We start from the raw sequence: 13,910 nt of genomic DNA, 5'->3' as shown, positions 1-13,910 counted from the left end.
GGCCCGGAACGCGACATCGCCGAGAGTGAGCAAAAGACCGCTGACAGCGATGGCCAAGCGTCGCTATAGTTCCGCTGTCGATGCGTGATGCGCGGGCAAAAGGCCAGGCTGCGCGGGGGTTGGCGTGCGCTGGGACCGGTCCGCCGGGGACGCGCGCATCGCGAGGATCGAGGGGGATTGACAGTGATCGTGGAGACTTCCGCGATCGTGGCGAGGGGGCTGGGTGTCCGCCATGGTGGGCGATGGGTGCTGCGTCCGTCCTCCTTCGGCCTGCCGGAGGGAATGGTCGGCATCGCCGGCCAGGACCCGTCCGGCCGGTCCGATCTGCTCGCCACGCTCGCCACGCTGCGCCGCCCGCACGCCGGCCGGCTCGAGGTGCTCGGCTTCGACGTCCGCAACCGCGCGACCCTGCGCCGGCTGCGCACCCGGATCGGCTTCCTGCCCGCCCGCGCCCGCTGGGCCGCCGGGTTCACGGTGCACGACCTGGTCTCCTACGCCGCCTACTACCAGCGCCGCTCGCCCTCGTCCGTCCGTGACGTGCTGACGGCGCTGGAGCTGTCCGACGCCGCGGCCTGGCCGTACGGCGAGCTGCCGGCGGACCTGCGGGTGCGCGCGGGGCTGGCCGCCGCCTGCGTGCACCGGCCCCAGATCGCCTTCCTGGACGAGCCGCTCACCCTCCTGGGCGACGCGGCGCGGGCCGAGCTCGTCCCGCTGCTGGCCGGGCTGGCCCCCACCGTGGTCCTCACCGCGCCCTCGGCCGCCTGGCTGACCCCCTGGTGCGACCACGTCTACGTGCTGGAGCGGGCCCGGCTCGTCCCGGCGGGGGAGACGGCGCCGCTCGCGGCGCCCCCGGCGCGGGAGCTGCCCGAACCGGAGCCGCACCACGGGCACTGGCACCTCGTCCGCCGGCCGCAGCGCATGATCCGCCGGCCGCAGAACATGAACATGGTCCGCCGGGCGGCGGTGCCCTGACCCGCCGCCCGGCGGGGACGGCCGGGGGCGCGGCGAGGGGCGGCGACGAACGCGGTGGCGACTACGGGGGGTGAGCGATGCCTGATCTGGCACGGGCCGTACGGCCCGCGCGGATCGCGCGGGTGGCCCGGGTGGTGCGGGTGGACGCCCGGCGCGGCTCGCTGCTGACCGCCGTGCCGCTGCTGGCGCTGCTCGGCGCGGTGGCCGGCTGGCGCGAGCTGCCCGCGGGCTTTCGCGACTGGGACAGCGTGGTGGGCGCGGCGGAGGCCTCGGTGCGCTGGAGCGGCCCGACCGCGGCGGGCCTGGCCGCCTGGACCGGCATGAGCGGCCGCCGCCTGGACTACCTGCGGGCGATCACCGCCCGCTCCCCCGCCGCCGCGCCCCTGCACGACCTGGCGCTGCTGAGCGCGGTGGCGCTGGCGGGCTATCTGGCGGGCGCCCTGGTGGTGGCGCTGCCCGTCCTGCCCGACGGCGGCTTCCGCGACGCGCACCTGCTGGGCATCCTCGCCGGGGCCGGCGCCCTGGCCCTGTACGTGGCGGCCGGCTACCTGGCGGGCCTGTCCTGGGCCCACCCGCCGGTCGTGGCGCTGACGGTCGCCGCGGCCGCCGCCTGGGTCGCGCTGCGGCCCGAGGGGTCCTGGACGGTGCTGCTGCCGCCCTCCCTGATCGGCCCGGCCGACCTCTTCGACGCCCCGCGCGCCGGCGTGCTCGCCGCCCAGCTGTGCTGGGCGGGGGGCCTGGCCGCCGCCCTGGTGCTGGGCCACCTGGCCTGGATCACCCGGCGCCGCCTCCTGCTGGGCGGGGTGGCGCTGGCACTGGCCGCGACGGCGCTGAGCACCGCCCGCCTCCACGCCGCGGACGGGGTGGCCAGCCGCCCCTCGCAGGTGGAGCACGTCTGCCGGCACTGGCCGGTGAGCGTCTGCGTGCACCCCTCGCTGGCCGGGGCGCTGCCCGCGCTCAGCGCCGCCGTCGCCCCCCTGGCCACCCGCCTGTCGGGCACCCCCGACGCCATCGTCCGGATCGAGCAGCGCTCCGGCCGCGAGCCCGCCTCCTTCGACGGCGGGACCGTCGGCTTCCACCTGCCCGACCTCTCCCCCGGCTACGCGCGCCGCGCCGTCCACGAGATCGAGTCCACCCTCACCCGCTGCCCCGCCCCGCCCACCGGGCTGCAGGCCCAGGTCAGCGCCTGGCTGCGCGACGACCCCGTGCCGGCGCGGCCCGACACGCCCTTCTCCCGCTGGAGCGAGCGGCAGCGCCGCGCCTGGTTCGCCCTGCGCTACTCCGACTTCCAGTCCTGCTCCCTCACGTCCGTCTACTACTTCTAGCCCGGGGTGGCGCGGCTCGCGGAATGGCCGCGGGACTCGGGGGCATATGTCTTTTATGAACCCCTCGAAAACCGCGTTGTTCGTCAAGACCGGCGTCGTGGTGATGACGCTGGCCGTGCTGTACGCGGCGGCGCAGAGTATGAGCTGGCTGCCCGACTGGACCAACCCGTTCGGGGAGCGGACCAAGGACAGGTCGGGGCCGGTGGTGCTGCAGTCGGTCCGCGACCTGTCGCGGTATGACGCGGCGACCGGGCAGTTCCAGGTGGTCGTGGACCTGGAGAAGGACGCGCGGTTCCTGCCGAGCTCGCTGCGCGGCGAACGCACGCTGTTCATCGGCGTGGGCGACGTGGACGCCTATGTGGACTTCTCGCAGCTCACCGAGGGCGCGGTGAAGGTGAACGCCGACCGCACCGAGGCGACGATCACGCTGCCGCCCGCGCAACTGGACAAGACCTCGCTGAACACCGACGAGTCGCGGGTGTTCGCCACCCAGCGGGGCATCTTCGACCGGTTCGGTGACTTCTTCTCCGGCAACCCCGGCGACCAGCAGAAGCTCTACCAGCTGGCCGCCGAGAAGATCCAGGACGCCGCGGGCACGGGGATGCTGCAAAAGCGCGCGGAGCTCAACACGAAGACGATGCTGGAGAACCTGCTGAAGGCGCTGGGATTCGAGAAGGTGACGGTCCACCTGTCCTCGGTCGCGCAGTGAGGCCGGTGCCCGCGAGCGGCGTCTGCGCGCTCACGGGCACCGGTCTTCGCGCCGCGTCGGACGCCCGGAGCGGGCCGCGCGGCCCATGCCCTCGGGCACGGGCCCGCCGGGTCTCGCCGGACCGGCCGTCAGACCTTGATGATCAGGGCGTCGCCCTGGCCGCCGCCGCCGCACAGGGCCGCCGCGCCGGTGCCGCCGCCGCGGCGCTTGAGCTCGTGGGCGAGGGTCAGCACGATGCGGGCGCCGGACATGCCGATCGGGTGGCCCAGCGCGATGCCGCCGCCGTTGACGTTGACGGTGTCGGGTGAGAGGCCGAGGTCAGCCATGGACTGCAGGCCGACGGAGGCGAACGCCTCGTTGATCTCCACCAGGTCCAGGTCGGCGACGCCGAGCCCGGCCTTGCCCAGCGCGTGCTCGATGGCGTTGGACGGCTGGGAGTGCAGCGAGTTGTCCGGGCCCGCCACGTTGCCGTGGGCGACGATCTCGGCCAGCCAGGTCAGGCCCAGCTCCTCGGCCTTGGCCTTGGACATGACCACGACCGCGCAGGCGCCGTCGGAGATCTGCGAGGACGAGCCCGCGGTGATGGTGCCGTTCCGGTCGAACGCCGGGCGCAGCTTCGCCAGGGACTCCGCCGTGGTGTCGTGACGCACGCCCTCGTCGTCCTTGAAGACCACCGGGTCGCCCTTGCGCGAGGGGATCTCCACGGGGACGATCTCCTCGGCCAGCAGCCCGTTCTTGATCGCGGCCGCGGCGCGCTGGTGCGAGCGGGCGGAGAACTCGTCCTGCGCCTCGCGGGTGATGCCGAGCTTGCCGTTGACCCGCTCGGTGGCCTCGCCCATCGGGCAGCCCTCGAACACGTCGGTCAGGCCGTCGTAGGCCATGTGGTCGAGGACCTCGATGGAGCCGTACTTGTAGCCCGCGCGCGACTTGGGCAGCAGGTGCGGCGCGTTGGTCATCGACTCCATGCCGCCGGCCACCACGATGTCGAACTCGCCGGCGCGGATCAGCTGGTCGGCCAGCGCGATCGCGTCGAGCCCGGACAGGCAGACCTTGTTGACCAGGAGGGAGGGCACGCTCATGGGGACGCCCCCCTTGACCGCGGCCTGGCGGGCGGGCATCTGGCCCGCCCCGGCCTGCAGCACCTGACCCATGATCACGTACTGCACGGCGGAGCCCTGGACGCCGGCCCGCTCCAGTGCCGCCTTGATGGCCAGGCCGCCGAGGTCGACGGCGCTGAAGTCCTTGAGGGAGCCCTGCAGCCGCCCGATGGGCGTGCGGGCACCGGCGACGATCACAGACGACATGGCAGGGGGCCTCCCGGTACATCGATTCTTCCGTTTGCCACGATACCCATGGAGTGCCAAGGACCTTTCTGGAGGGGCTGACCCATGCTGAGCCGCATCGACCACATCGGCATCGCCTGCCACGACCTCGACGCGACCGTCGAGTTCTACAAGAAGACCTACGGGTTCACCGACGCCCACTTCGAGGTGAACGAGGAGCAGGGCGTGCGCGAGTGCATGCTCAAGATCAACACCACCGGGGACGGCGCCGCGTCCTACATCCAGCTGATCACCCCGACCCGGCCGGACTCCACGGTGGCCAAGTGGCTGGAGAAGAACGGCGAGGGCGTGCACCACATCGCCTTCGGCACCGACGGCTCCGACGTGCAGGCCGAGGCCGACGGGATCGCGGCCGGGGGCGTGCGGGTGCTGTACGACGCGCCGCGCCGCGGCTCGATGGGATCGCGGATCACGTTCCTGCACCCCAAGGACTGCCACGGTGTGCTCACCGAACTGGTGCAGAAAGCGCCGGAAGCCTGAGTCATCCAGGAGTGCCTGTTTCGTGACGTGATCGAAACCACGCGGTCACGGAGCGGTTCTTCCGTTGACGTTCATCCCCTGGAGTCCGATTTACCCGGCCGTAGGGGTGGCTTGGGGTGGGCCGTACGGGGGCTCTGAAGAACGTAACAAATGCGACAATCCACGCAGTGCGTTCAGATGAGCCCCCAACACGGCAGCGGCCAGAGTACGCTGCTCTCGCCGGAAGAAGGTCTGGGCCAGCAGCCAGGCGATCAACCGGTCTGTGAGTTACACACCAGAACCCCGGCCGCACTCGTCACACCAGGATTGAGCCTCCATGCAGTCCGACATCGACGCCCAGCTCAGTAACTTCTTCGAAGACGGCAAGTCTTCCGAGTCCAAAGAATTCGACGTGGTGCTCAGGGGCTATGACCGGCATCAGGTCGACGAGCACATCAAGATGCTCGACAACAAGGCGCGCCAGCAGCTGGAGAAGGCCGAGGCCTTCCAGCGGGAGCTGAAGGACGCCCACCGCCAGCTCCAGGAGCAGGAGCGCCCCACCTACTCCGGTCTCGGCGCGCGCATCGAGCAGCTGCTGCGCCTGGCCGAGGAGCAGGCCACCGAACTCGTCGGCGCCGCCCGCTCCGAGGCCAACGAGATCAAGGCCGCCGCCAAGGTGGACGCCGCCGAGCTGCGCGCCACCGCGGAGAACGACGCCGCCGAGCTGCGCGCCACCGCCCAGCGCGAGGGCGACGACATGCGCAACACCGCCGAGCGCGAGGCGGAGGAGGTGCGCACCGCGGCCCGCCGCGAGGCCGACGAGCTGACCTCCACCACCGAGCGCGAGGTCGCCAAGCTGCGCGCCACCGCCGACCACGAGGTCGCCGAGAAGCGGGCCACCGCCGAGCGCGAGATCGCCAAGCTGCGCACCACCACCGAGCGCGAGGTCGCCCAGCTGCGCGCCTCCACCAAGCGCGAGCGCGACGAGATCCTCACCACCGCCAAGCGCCAGGCCGACGAGATGCGCGCCCAGGCGCAGCGCATCCTGGAGGAGTCCGAGGCCCAGCGCGCCCAGGCCGAGGCCGAGTTCGAGATCCAGCTCGCGGCCCGCCGCGAGGAGGCCGACCGCCAGGACGCCGAGCGCCACGCCGCCGCCCAGGCCGCCACCCAGAAGCTGGTCGCCGAGGCCGAGCAGCGCGCCTCCTCCGCCGAGCAGCGCGCCGCCAAGGCCACCCAGCAGGCCGAGCAGACCCGCCGCGAGGCCGACCAGCACGCCAAGCAGCTGATGGCCAACGCGCGCAAGAACTCCGACAACGTGATCGCCGAGGCCAAGGCGCAGGCCGAGCAGCTGCTCGCCGAGACCAAGGCCGAGGCCGAGCGCATCCGCACCGCCGCGCAGCGCCAGGTGGACGAGCTCACCCGCCAGCGGGACTCCATCACCAGCCACCTCAACCAGCTGCGTCAGCTCATCGGCGGGGTCTCCCCGGTCATGGGCGCCCCGGAGGCGGTCGCCGCCCCCGAGCCCGCCCCGGCCGTCTCGGCCCCCGAGCCCAAGCCGGCGGCGGCCAAGCCCGCCGCCGGAAAGAAGACCGCGCAGTCGGACGACGACGACTGGTGGCAGGAGTGAGCCCCACCCGCTGACCGCGGTGGTCACCCGCAGCCTCCCGTTGTAAAAAGAGAGCCTGAGGTCACACAACGGCCTTAGGCTCTCTGACGTCTACAACTGTGGACACCCCGGGTGCGAGGAGAGACCGCGTGCAGGACAACACCCCCCGGCCGGACGTCGAGCCGGCCGAGCCCGACGTCGGCGAGGGGAAGGTGGAGACGGTTCCCCGTCCCGGCGGGGAGCTGCTCGGCGACGGTTCCCCGCGCAACCCCGACCCCATCACCGACCTGGACCAGCGCCGGCGGGAGGCGGGCGTCACCGAGCAGCTGCCCTTCGGCCCGCTCGGCCGCCCGCTCGGCCGGTTCCACCCGTTCTCGATCGGGTTCACCGGCGCGCTCGGCGTCATCGTCGCCTGGCTGCTGTTCGAGGCGCTGCAGAGCGCCAAGCACGTCCTGCTGCTCATCATCGTCGCGCTGTTCCTGGCGGTCGGGCTGAACCCGGCGGTGGAGCGGCTGGTGCGGGTCGGGGTCTCGCGCGGCAAGTCCGTCGGCGTGGTGTTCCTGGGCGTGCTGCTGTTCTTCACCGCCTTCGGCTGGGCGCTGGTGCCGCCGATCGTCACCGAGGTCTCGCACTTCGCCAAGGAGATCCCCGGCTACATCACCCAGCTGCAGAACAACCGCACGATCGCCGAGTTCGACGCCAAGTACAAGCTCCTGGAGAAGGCCCAGCAGAAGCTGCTGGAGGCCGACTTCCAGACCAGCGTCGCCGACTGGACGCTCAACATCGGCAAGGGCGCGCTGTCGGCCATCTTCAACACCTTCACGGTGCTGATCCTGATGTTGTACTTCCTGGCGAGCCTGCCGCAGATCAAGATGTTCTTCTACCGGTTCACCCCGCGCTCGCGCCGGGCCCGGGTCGCGCTGCTGGGCGACGAGATCCTCGACCAGATCGGCAACTACGTCGGCGGCATCTTCACCGTCGCCACCATCTCCGGCATCAGCGCCTACATCTTCCTGGTGATCACCGGGGTGCCCTACGCCGCGGCGCTCGCCCTCATCGTGGCGCTGACCGGGCTCATCCCCATGGTCGGCGCGACCATCGGCGGCGCCGTCGTGACCCTCGTCGGCTTCCTCACCGGGGTGCCGGAGGGCATCGCCTGCGCGGTCTTCTTCGTGCTCTACCAGCAGGTGGAGAACTACCTGGTCTCCCCGCGCATCATGAAGCGCTCGGTGGACGTGCAGCCGACCGTGACCATCGTCGCCGCCCTCGTCGGCGGCGCCCTGATGGGCGTCATCGGCGCGCTGCTGGCCATCCCCACGGCCGCGGCGATCGCCCTCATCGTCCGCGAGGTGGTCCTGCCCCGGCAGGACGCCCGGTAGGCGGGCCGAGGCCGCGCGGTCAGGGCGTGGTGCGGGCGACGGCCGCGGTGAACTCCGTGACGGCCTGGTCGAACAGGTCGGGCTGTTCGAGCGGGGTGAGGTGGCCGGCCCGCGGGATGACGGTCATCTCCGCGTTGGGCAGCGCCTCGGCCATGGCGCGGGCGTCGTCCTCGGTGGTCAGCCGGTCCTCGGCGCCCACCACGACCAGCGCGGGCACCTTGACGCCGCGCAGGGTGTCGGTCGAGTCGGGGCGCGCCGCCATCGCGCGCTGCGCCCAGGCCGCCGCCGGGGGCGGCGCGGACTGCACCAGCCCGCGCACCCTGCCGTAGACCAGGGGGCGCTGGCGCATCGTGGTCGGGCCGAGCAGTCCGGGCAGCACCTCCTCGACCAGGACGTCCTGCCGCTGCTCGGCGGTGAGGCGGTCGGCCATCCGCAGGCGCTTCTCCCGTGCCGCGTCGGGGTCGGCGGTGGCCTTGGTGTCGGCGAGGACGAGCCCGCGCACCCGGTCGGGATGGCGGCGGCACAGGGCCATCGCGACATAGCCCCCCATGGACACCCCGCCGATGACGGCGCGGCCGATGTTCTTGGACTTCAGCAGCGCGGCGACGTCGTCGGCCATCACCTCGACGGACGGTTCGGCGTCGCCGAGCAGCGAGCCGCCGAACCCGCGCAGGTCGGGGGTGATGACGCGGAAGCGGGACGCGAGCCGTTCGCGCTGCGTCAGCCACATGGCCGAGGACAGGGGGAAGGCGTGCAGCAGTACGAGCGGAGTGCCTTGCCCGACGTCCCGTGCGTACAACTGCCTCAACGTGGTCCCTCCCGGTCACTTGGACTGCGTTCGACGCAGGGTTCAGTACCCGTCCGGTCCCCGGCTCACCTGTCCGTGGCCGCGATCGGACGTTTCCCGCCGCAGGGGGCGGGCCGCCTCACTCCGCCTCGGTCGGCAGCGGCCACGCGTCGGGCGCCACGCGCTTGACGATCTCGTCGAGCACCACCCGCACGGACGGCTCCCCCACCCACAGGTGCTTGGCGCCGGGGACGCCGACGACCTCGGCCTGCGGGACGCGGGCGAAGCGCTCGGCGGCCTCGGCGGGCCGCAGGTAGTCGTCCAGTTCCGGCACCAGCGCCACCAGCGGGCGGCCGTCGGCGGCCCAGGCGTCCAGGTCGCGGTCGGTGGCGCGGTGCAGCGGCGGCGACAGCAGGATCGCGCCGCGCACCAGCGGGTCCAGACCCCACTTGAGCGCCAGTTCCGTGCCGAAGGACCAGCCGACCAGCCAGGGCGCGGGCAGGTCGTGGTACTCGGCGAACTCCAGCGCGGCGGCCACGTCGTACCGCTCGCCCTCACCGCCGTCGAACGCGCCCTGGGAGGTGCCGCGGTCGGAGGTGGTGCCGCGGGTGTTGAACCGCAGCACCGCCAGGTCCGCCAGCGCCGGGAGCCGGTTGGCGGCCTTGCGCAGCACGTGGCTGTCCATCATGCCGCCGTGGGTGGGCAGCGGGTGCAGGCAGACCAGGGTGGCCGCCGGGGCGCGCCCGGCCGGTCTGGCCACCTCACCGACCAGTTCCAGCCCGTCGGCGGTGTGCAGGACGACGTCCTCGCGGTGCGCGGGCAGCACCGTGCTCGCCCTGATCTCGGTGCTCACTTCCTGGGTCCTCTCCGCAACCGGGCCTGCCAGCAGGCCCGGTGCCAGTGCCGGCGGTCGTCCGGCCCGCCCCGGTCGGCGGGCCAGGCGACCAGGTGCGCCACCCCTGGCGGGATCGTCTGGTCGCAGCCGGGGCAACGGTAGGTCTTCAACGCGGCGGAGGCCAGGACCGTGCGGACGTGCCACTCGCCGTCCGGCTCTCGCCGGGTCTCGGAAATCCCATAGGACCAGGGGCCGCCCATCGCACGGCCCGCACGGCCGTCCCTCCTGTTCTTGCGGGCGCACACGGTCTTCGGACTAGTCCGTCCACTCGCCGCGGTTGCGCAGCTCGGTGATGGGGCCGACGGGGAAGCCGCAGCCGAGCGTCATAGCCGCGTCGGCGGAGGCGGCGTCGCAGTAGCCGCTCTTCACCATCTGCGCGGCGTCCTGCAGGTAGGGGCCGTAGAGCCGGTCGGAGATCTCGGCGGAGGCCTTGCCCTCGACCGGGTCGGCGACGGCGCCGGAGCCGACCTTCTCGTAGGTGTAGAAGCCGCGGCCGGTCTTGCGGCCGAGCGCGCCCTCGGCGACCAGGGAGCGCAGCAGCGCCGCAGGCTCGTGCCGTGTCTCGCCGGAGTCGCGGTGCACCGCCTCCAGCACCTCCAGGCAGGTGTCGAGGCCGATGAGGTCCATCAGGGTGAGCGGGCCCATGGGCAGGCCGATGGCGGTCATGGAGGCGTCGATGTCCTCCTTGCTCGCGGCACCGGACTCCAGGAGCTGCGCGGCGGGGCCGAGGTAGCCGAACAGCAGCCGGTTGGCCACGAAGCCGGCGCGGTCGCCGATGGTGACGGGGGTCTTGCCCAGGTCGCGGACGAGGGCGGTGACGGCGGCGACGAACTCCGGCCGCGAGCCCTCGGTGCCGATCACCTCGACCAGCTTCATCACGGGGGCGGGGTTGAAGAAGTGCACGCCGACGATCGAGGCGGGGCGGGTGGTGGCCGCGGCGATCTCGGTGACCGACAGGGACGAGGTGTTGGTGGCCAGCACCGCGTCGGGACCGCAGACCTTGTCCAGTTCGGCGAACACCTTCTCCTTGAGGTCGATGCGCTCGGGCACCGCCTCGATCACCAGGTCGCAGTCCGACAGCGCCGCGAAGTCGGTGGAGAAGGCGATGCGGCCGAGGATCTCCGCCTGGCCCTCCTCGCTGAGCTTTCCGCGCTTGACGGCGCGCCCGGTCGAGGACTCGATGTTGCCGCGGCCGCGCTCCAGCGCCGCGTCATCGATCTCGACGCCGACGGTCTCGATGCCCCCGCGCGCCAGCACCTCGGCGATCCCGGCGCCCATGGTGCCCAGCCCGACCACACCCACCTTGCGCAAACCCATAGTCCCTCTCCTCCAACGGTTCAGGGTGAAGTCTCGCAGACACCTCCAGCGGGCATGTCAGGGAGCATGCGCTTTGCTCTCTTCCTCCCCTCGGGACAGTGGCCGGGCCAGTCGCCCGGCGAGGCACTGGCACGGACGGTCGGGCTCGCCCGGCTGGCCGAGGAGTGCGGCTTCGACGACGTCTGGCTGGCCGAGCACCATTTCATGGGTTACGGGGTCTGCCCCTCCCCGGTCGTCCTGGCCGGCCACCTCCTGGGCGCGACCACCCGGATCGGGGTGGGCACGGCGGTGGCGGTGCTGTCGGCCCGGCATCCGGTGGCGCTGGCGGAGGAGGCCGCGCTGCTGGCCTCCGTGGCGCCCGGCCGGTTCCGGCTGGGAGTGGGCAGAGGCGGCCCGTGGCGGGAGCTGGAGGTCTTCGGAACTGGGCTGGAGCGCTGGGAGCGCGGCTTTCCCGAGTCGCTGGAGCTGCTGCTGTCCTGGCTGCACGCCGCTCCGGGGAGCCGGGTCGGGGCGGACGGGGAGTTCTTCCGCTTCCGCGAGGTGCCGGTGGTCCCCGTGCCGGAGGCGCCGCCGGAGGTGTACGTCGCCTGTACGAGCCCGCAGACCGAGGCGCTGGCCGCTTCGCACGGGCTGCCGATGCTGCTGGGCATGCACGCGGGTGACGAGGAGAAGGCCGAGGCCGTCGCCCGGTACCGGGCCGCCGGCGGCCCGGAGGAGGTGCGGCACGTCTCCACGGGTGTCGCCTGGGTGGCCGACTCGCGCCGGGAGGCGCGGGAGACCGTGCGGACGGAGCTGCCCCGCTGGCTGGGTCCGGGGCTGGCCGGTTACGTACCGGTGGACGGCCGGATCAGGCCGGTGACGGACGTGGCCGCCTACGCGCGGAAGTTGTGCGGGCTGCACGCCGTGGGGACGGTCGAGGACTGCGTGGAGGCGCTGGCGCGGGCCTGCGCGGTGCCCGGTATCGGCCAGGTGAGCCTGCTGGTGGAGTGCTCGCAGGACGCCGGGCGGGTGGCCGAGAACGTGCGGCGCCTCGGCAGCGAGGTGCTGCCGAGGCTACGCGCGGAACTCAGCAGTCGCGCAGGTGCGGCGACTGGTTGAGGATCTGTTCGCGGGCCGTCACGAAACGGCGGTAGGGCTCGGAGCCGGCGGCCTCACTGGGGAAGACCGCGACCCTGTGGCAGTTCTGGAAGGCGAGTTTGACCCCGAAGTAGCGTTCGATGCTGCCCCGCATCGCGTCGCTGGCCAGCAGGCGCAGCAGCTGCCCCCGCGCCTCCTCGTCCGGGGGCGGGGTCTGGTTGTCGGCGAAGTCGCCGCCGGCGACCTCCAGGTCGGCCACCAGGCCGCTGACGAGGTCCCAGGCGTAGGGCAGGGAGCCGCGGATGCATTCGACGAACGTGGCGTCGTCGATCTCGCCCTGCCTGGCCTGGTCGAGCAACTGGGGGGAGACGTCGAGAGACATGGGTGTGAATTCCTTCCGCCGAGTCGTCCACCCGCGACGCTAATCACCTTTCGGTAACGCGTCCAGAGGCGCGGCCCGGCGGAAGGGACCCATTTCCTTACCCAGCCGAAAGACTTCCCTTACCGGTAGGTCTTCCCGTGGAGCTTCTTCATCAGGTTGACGATCTGCTCCACCTCCTTCTCCGTGCGGGTGAAGGTGGTGGTGTCGAGCGGCGACTTGAAGCGCTGGCGGGTGATCGCCTTGGGCCTGGCGAACTCGCGCAGGCCGTCCGCGCCGTGGATGCGCCCGAAGCCCGACTCGCCCACCCCGCCGAACGGCAGGCCGGGGATCAGCGCGAACGCGAGGGCCGCGTTGATCGAGGTCATGCCGGTGCGCAGCCTGCGCGCCACCTCGATGGCCGACCTGCTGCGCGAGAAGATCGTCGAGGCCAGCCCGTACTCGGTGGCGTTGGCCAGCTCGACCGCCTCGTCCACGCTCTTGACCTTGGAGACGGTGACGGTCGGGCCGAAGGTCTCCTCGCAGACCGCCGAGGACGTCTCGGGCACGTCCACCAGGATGACCGGGTCGACGAACGGGCGGCGCACCGACTCGGGGCCGCCGACGACGGCCTTGCCGCCACCGGCCAGCGCGTCGTTGATGTGCCGCTCGATGATGTCGAGCTGCTTGGGCATCGTGATGGGCCCGAAGGAGGCGCCCTCCTCCTCGTAGCCGGCCTTGAGCTTGCGCGCGCGCTCGGTCAGCTTGGCGAGGAAGGCGTCGTGGACGCTCTCCACGACGTAGATGCGCTCGACGCCGGTGCACGTCTGGCCGGCGTTGGACATCGCGCCCCACAGCGCGGAGGCGGCGGCGGCGTCGAGGTCGGCGTCGGCCGCCACGATGAAGGCGTCCTTGCCGCCGCACTCGGCGACGATCGGGGTGAGGGTCTGGGCGCAGGCGGCCATGACCTTCTTGGCGGTCGGCCCGGAGCCGGTGAAGGCGACCTTGTTCACGCCCGCCTGGCACAGCGCGGCGCCCGTCTCGCCGTAACCGGTGACGACCTGCAGGACGGGGTGCTCGGGCACAGCCTCGGCCATCAGCTCGCCCAGCAGGACGCCGACGCCGGGGGTGAACTCCGACGGCTTGAACACCACGGTGTTGCCCGCGGCGAGCGAGAAGGCGATCGAGCCCATCGGGGTGTAGATCGGGTAGTTCCACGGGCCGATGACCCCGATGACCCCCAGCGGGTGGTACTCCAGGATCGCCTTCTGGTTGATGGCCAGCAGGCCGGGGAAGACACTGCGCGGCCCGAGCACCTTGCCGGCGTTGCGCGCCGCCCAGTCGATCAGGTTGATCGCGCCGACGGTCTCGAAGACCGCGTCGCCCACGGGCTTGCCCGTCTCCTGGTGGATCACCCGCGCCATCTCGTTGAGGTTGCGGGCGAGGGCGCTCTTGAAGTTGAGCAGCCGGACGCGCCGCTCCTTCCAGCCGAGCCCGCCCCACCACTCCGCGGCCGCCCGGGCCCGCTCGACCGCGCCGGACACCGCGCTCGCGTCGTGGACGGGGTGCTCGCCGACGACGTCACCGGTCGCCGGGTTGAGGGACGTGAAGGTCGTGCTCCCCGTTTCGGTCGTGACCGACATAACGGGACCTCCCAGGAGAAGACGAAGATGGCTGTTGCGG

General features: G+C 72.4%; 14 protein-coding genes. 7 read left to right on the top strand and 7 right to left on the bottom strand.

The window, feature by feature from the left end:
• Positions 1-246 precede the first annotated feature (246 nt).
• From C2865_RS08205 to C2865_RS08195, 3 genes are all read left to right on the top strand, one after another.
• Positions 247-972, top strand: coding sequence for an ATP-binding cassette domain-containing protein (locus C2865_RS08205; protein ID WP_198653087.1), 726 nt, complete (start codon positions 247-249; stop codon positions 970-972).
• Between the two features lie 77 nt (positions 973-1,049).
• The gene (locus C2865_RS08200; RefSeq protein ID WP_157963623.1) at positions 1,050-2,297 is read left to right on the top strand and encodes a hypothetical protein; all 1,248 of its coding nucleotides are present in this window, start codon (positions 1,050-1,052) and stop codon (positions 2,295-2,297) included.
• Between the two features lie 55 nt (positions 2,298-2,352).
• Positions 2,353-3,006, top strand: a complete 654-nt coding sequence (locus C2865_RS08195) for a DUF4230 domain-containing protein (RefSeq protein ID WP_198653085.1) — start codon at positions 2,353-2,355, stop codon at positions 3,004-3,006.
• A 128-nt stretch (positions 3,007-3,134) separates the two neighbouring features.
• Here C2865_RS08195 and C2865_RS08190 read toward each other — a convergent pair whose 3' ends face one another.
• Positions 3,135-4,310 carry an acetyl-CoA C-acetyltransferase gene (locus C2865_RS08190; protein ID WP_106397761.1) on the bottom strand — a complete coding sequence of 392 codons (1,176 nt, stop codon included), beginning with the start codon at positions 4,308-4,310 and terminating at the stop codon, positions 3,135-3,137.
• Positions 4,311-4,394: 84 nt separating this feature from the next.
• Here C2865_RS08190 and mce point away from each other — a divergent pair, with 84 nt between their 5' ends.
• The 3 genes from mce (at position 4,395) to C2865_RS08175 (ending at position 7,793) form a co-directional block, all read left to right on the top strand.
• On the top strand, positions 4,395-4,829 hold the full coding sequence (gene mce / locus C2865_RS08185; protein ID WP_106397760.1) for a methylmalonyl-CoA epimerase: 435 nt from the start codon (positions 4,395-4,397) through the stop codon (positions 4,827-4,829).
• 316 nt (positions 4,830-5,145) lie between these two features.
• Entirely contained in the window at positions 5,146-6,435 is a 1,290-nt protein-coding gene (locus C2865_RS08180; RefSeq protein ID WP_106397759.1) for a DivIVA domain-containing protein, read from the top strand.
• 128 nt (positions 6,436-6,563) lie between these two features.
• Positions 6,564-7,793, top strand: coding sequence for an AI-2E family transporter (locus C2865_RS08175; RefSeq protein WP_232835453.1), 1,230 nt, complete (start codon positions 6,564-6,566; stop codon positions 7,791-7,793).
• A 19-nt stretch (positions 7,794-7,812) separates the two neighbouring features.
• Here C2865_RS08175 and C2865_RS08170 read toward each other — a convergent pair whose 3' ends face one another.
• The 4 genes from C2865_RS08170 to C2865_RS08155 all read right to left on the bottom strand — a co-directional run bounded on the left by C2865_RS08170 (position 7,813) and on the right by C2865_RS08155 (position 10,792).
• Positions 7,813-8,601, bottom strand: a complete 789-nt coding sequence (locus C2865_RS08170; protein WP_106397757.1) for an alpha/beta fold hydrolase — start codon at positions 8,599-8,601, stop codon at positions 7,813-7,815.
• Between the two features lie 118 nt (positions 8,602-8,719).
• Positions 8,720-9,433 carry an alpha/beta hydrolase gene (locus C2865_RS08165; protein ID WP_106397756.1) on the bottom strand — a complete coding sequence of 238 codons (714 nt, stop codon included), beginning with the start codon at positions 9,431-9,433 and terminating at the stop codon, positions 8,720-8,722.
• Positions 9,430-9,720, bottom strand: coding sequence for an ATP/GTP-binding protein (locus C2865_RS08160; RefSeq protein ID WP_408608298.1), 291 nt, complete (start codon positions 9,718-9,720; stop codon positions 9,430-9,432). Before C2865_RS08160 ends, C2865_RS08165 begins: the two co-directional genes overlap by 4 nt.
• Before the next feature lie 10 nt (positions 9,721-9,730).
• Positions 9,731-10,792, bottom strand: a complete 1,062-nt coding sequence (locus C2865_RS08155; RefSeq protein WP_106397754.1) for a 3-hydroxyacyl-CoA dehydrogenase — start codon at positions 10,790-10,792, stop codon at positions 9,731-9,733.
• A 66-nt stretch (positions 10,793-10,858) separates the two neighbouring features.
• On the opposite strand from C2865_RS08155, the gene C2865_RS08150 reads away from it, so the two are divergent.
• Positions 10,859-11,890: an LLM class flavin-dependent oxidoreductase gene (locus C2865_RS08150; protein WP_106397753.1), complete on the top strand. Its 1,032-nt coding sequence runs from the start codon at positions 10,859-10,861 to the stop codon at positions 11,888-11,890.
• Here C2865_RS08150 and C2865_RS08145 read toward each other — a convergent pair.
• Both C2865_RS08145 and C2865_RS08140 read right to left on the bottom strand, forming a co-directional pair.
• Positions 11,859-12,251 (bottom strand): SCO5389 family protein, encoded by a 393-nt coding sequence (locus C2865_RS08145; protein WP_106397752.1) that lies wholly within the window; start codon positions 12,249-12,251, stop codon positions 11,859-11,861. The genes C2865_RS08150 and C2865_RS08145 overlap by 32 nt on opposite strands.
• Before the next feature lie 119 nt (positions 12,252-12,370).
• On the bottom strand, positions 12,371-13,870 hold the full coding sequence (locus C2865_RS08140) for an aldehyde dehydrogenase family protein (protein WP_106397751.1): 1,500 nt from the start codon (positions 13,868-13,870) through the stop codon (positions 12,371-12,373).
• Positions 13,871-13,910 lie beyond the last annotated feature (40 nt).

The organism is Actinocorallia populi (assembly GCF_002995495.1).
Taxonomy (GTDB): domain Bacteria; phylum Actinomycetota; class Actinomycetes; order Streptosporangiales; family Streptosporangiaceae; genus Actinocorallia; species Actinocorallia populi.
This window is presented reverse-complemented; position numbering and strand designations above follow the sequence as displayed.

Bases quoted from the DNA above. Each gene is read 5' to 3' on its own strand.
- mce (WP_106397760.1), top strand. From the start codon at position 4,395: ATGCTGAGCCGCATCGACCACATCGGCATCGCCTGCCACGACCTCGAC.
- C2865_RS08195 (WP_198653085.1), top strand. From the start codon at position 2,353: ATGAACCCCTCGAAAACCGCGTTGTTCGTCAAGACCGGCGTCGTGGTG.
- C2865_RS08140 (WP_106397751.1), bottom strand. From the start codon at position 13,870: ATGTCGGTCACGACCGAAACGGGGAGCACGACCTTCACGTCCCTCAAC.
- C2865_RS08145 (WP_106397752.1), bottom strand. From the start codon at position 12,251: ATGTCTCTCGACGTCTCCCCCCAGTTGCTCGACCAGGCCAGGCAGGGC.
- C2865_RS08155 (WP_106397754.1), bottom strand. From the start codon at position 10,792: ATGGGTTTGCGCAAGGTGGGTGTGGTCGGGCTGGGCACCATGGGCGCC.
- C2865_RS08180 (WP_106397759.1), top strand. From the start codon at position 5,146: ATGCAGTCCGACATCGACGCCCAGCTCAGTAACTTCTTCGAAGACGGC.
- C2865_RS08200 (WP_157963623.1), top strand. From the start codon at position 1,050: ATGCCTGATCTGGCACGGGCCGTACGGCCCGCGCGGATCGCGCGGGTG.
- C2865_RS08150 (WP_106397753.1), top strand. From the start codon at position 10,859: ATGCGCTTTGCTCTCTTCCTCCCCTCGGGACAGTGGCCGGGCCAGTCG.
- C2865_RS08190 (WP_106397761.1), bottom strand. From the start codon at position 4,310: ATGTCGTCTGTGATCGTCGCCGGTGCCCGCACGCCCATCGGGCGGCTG.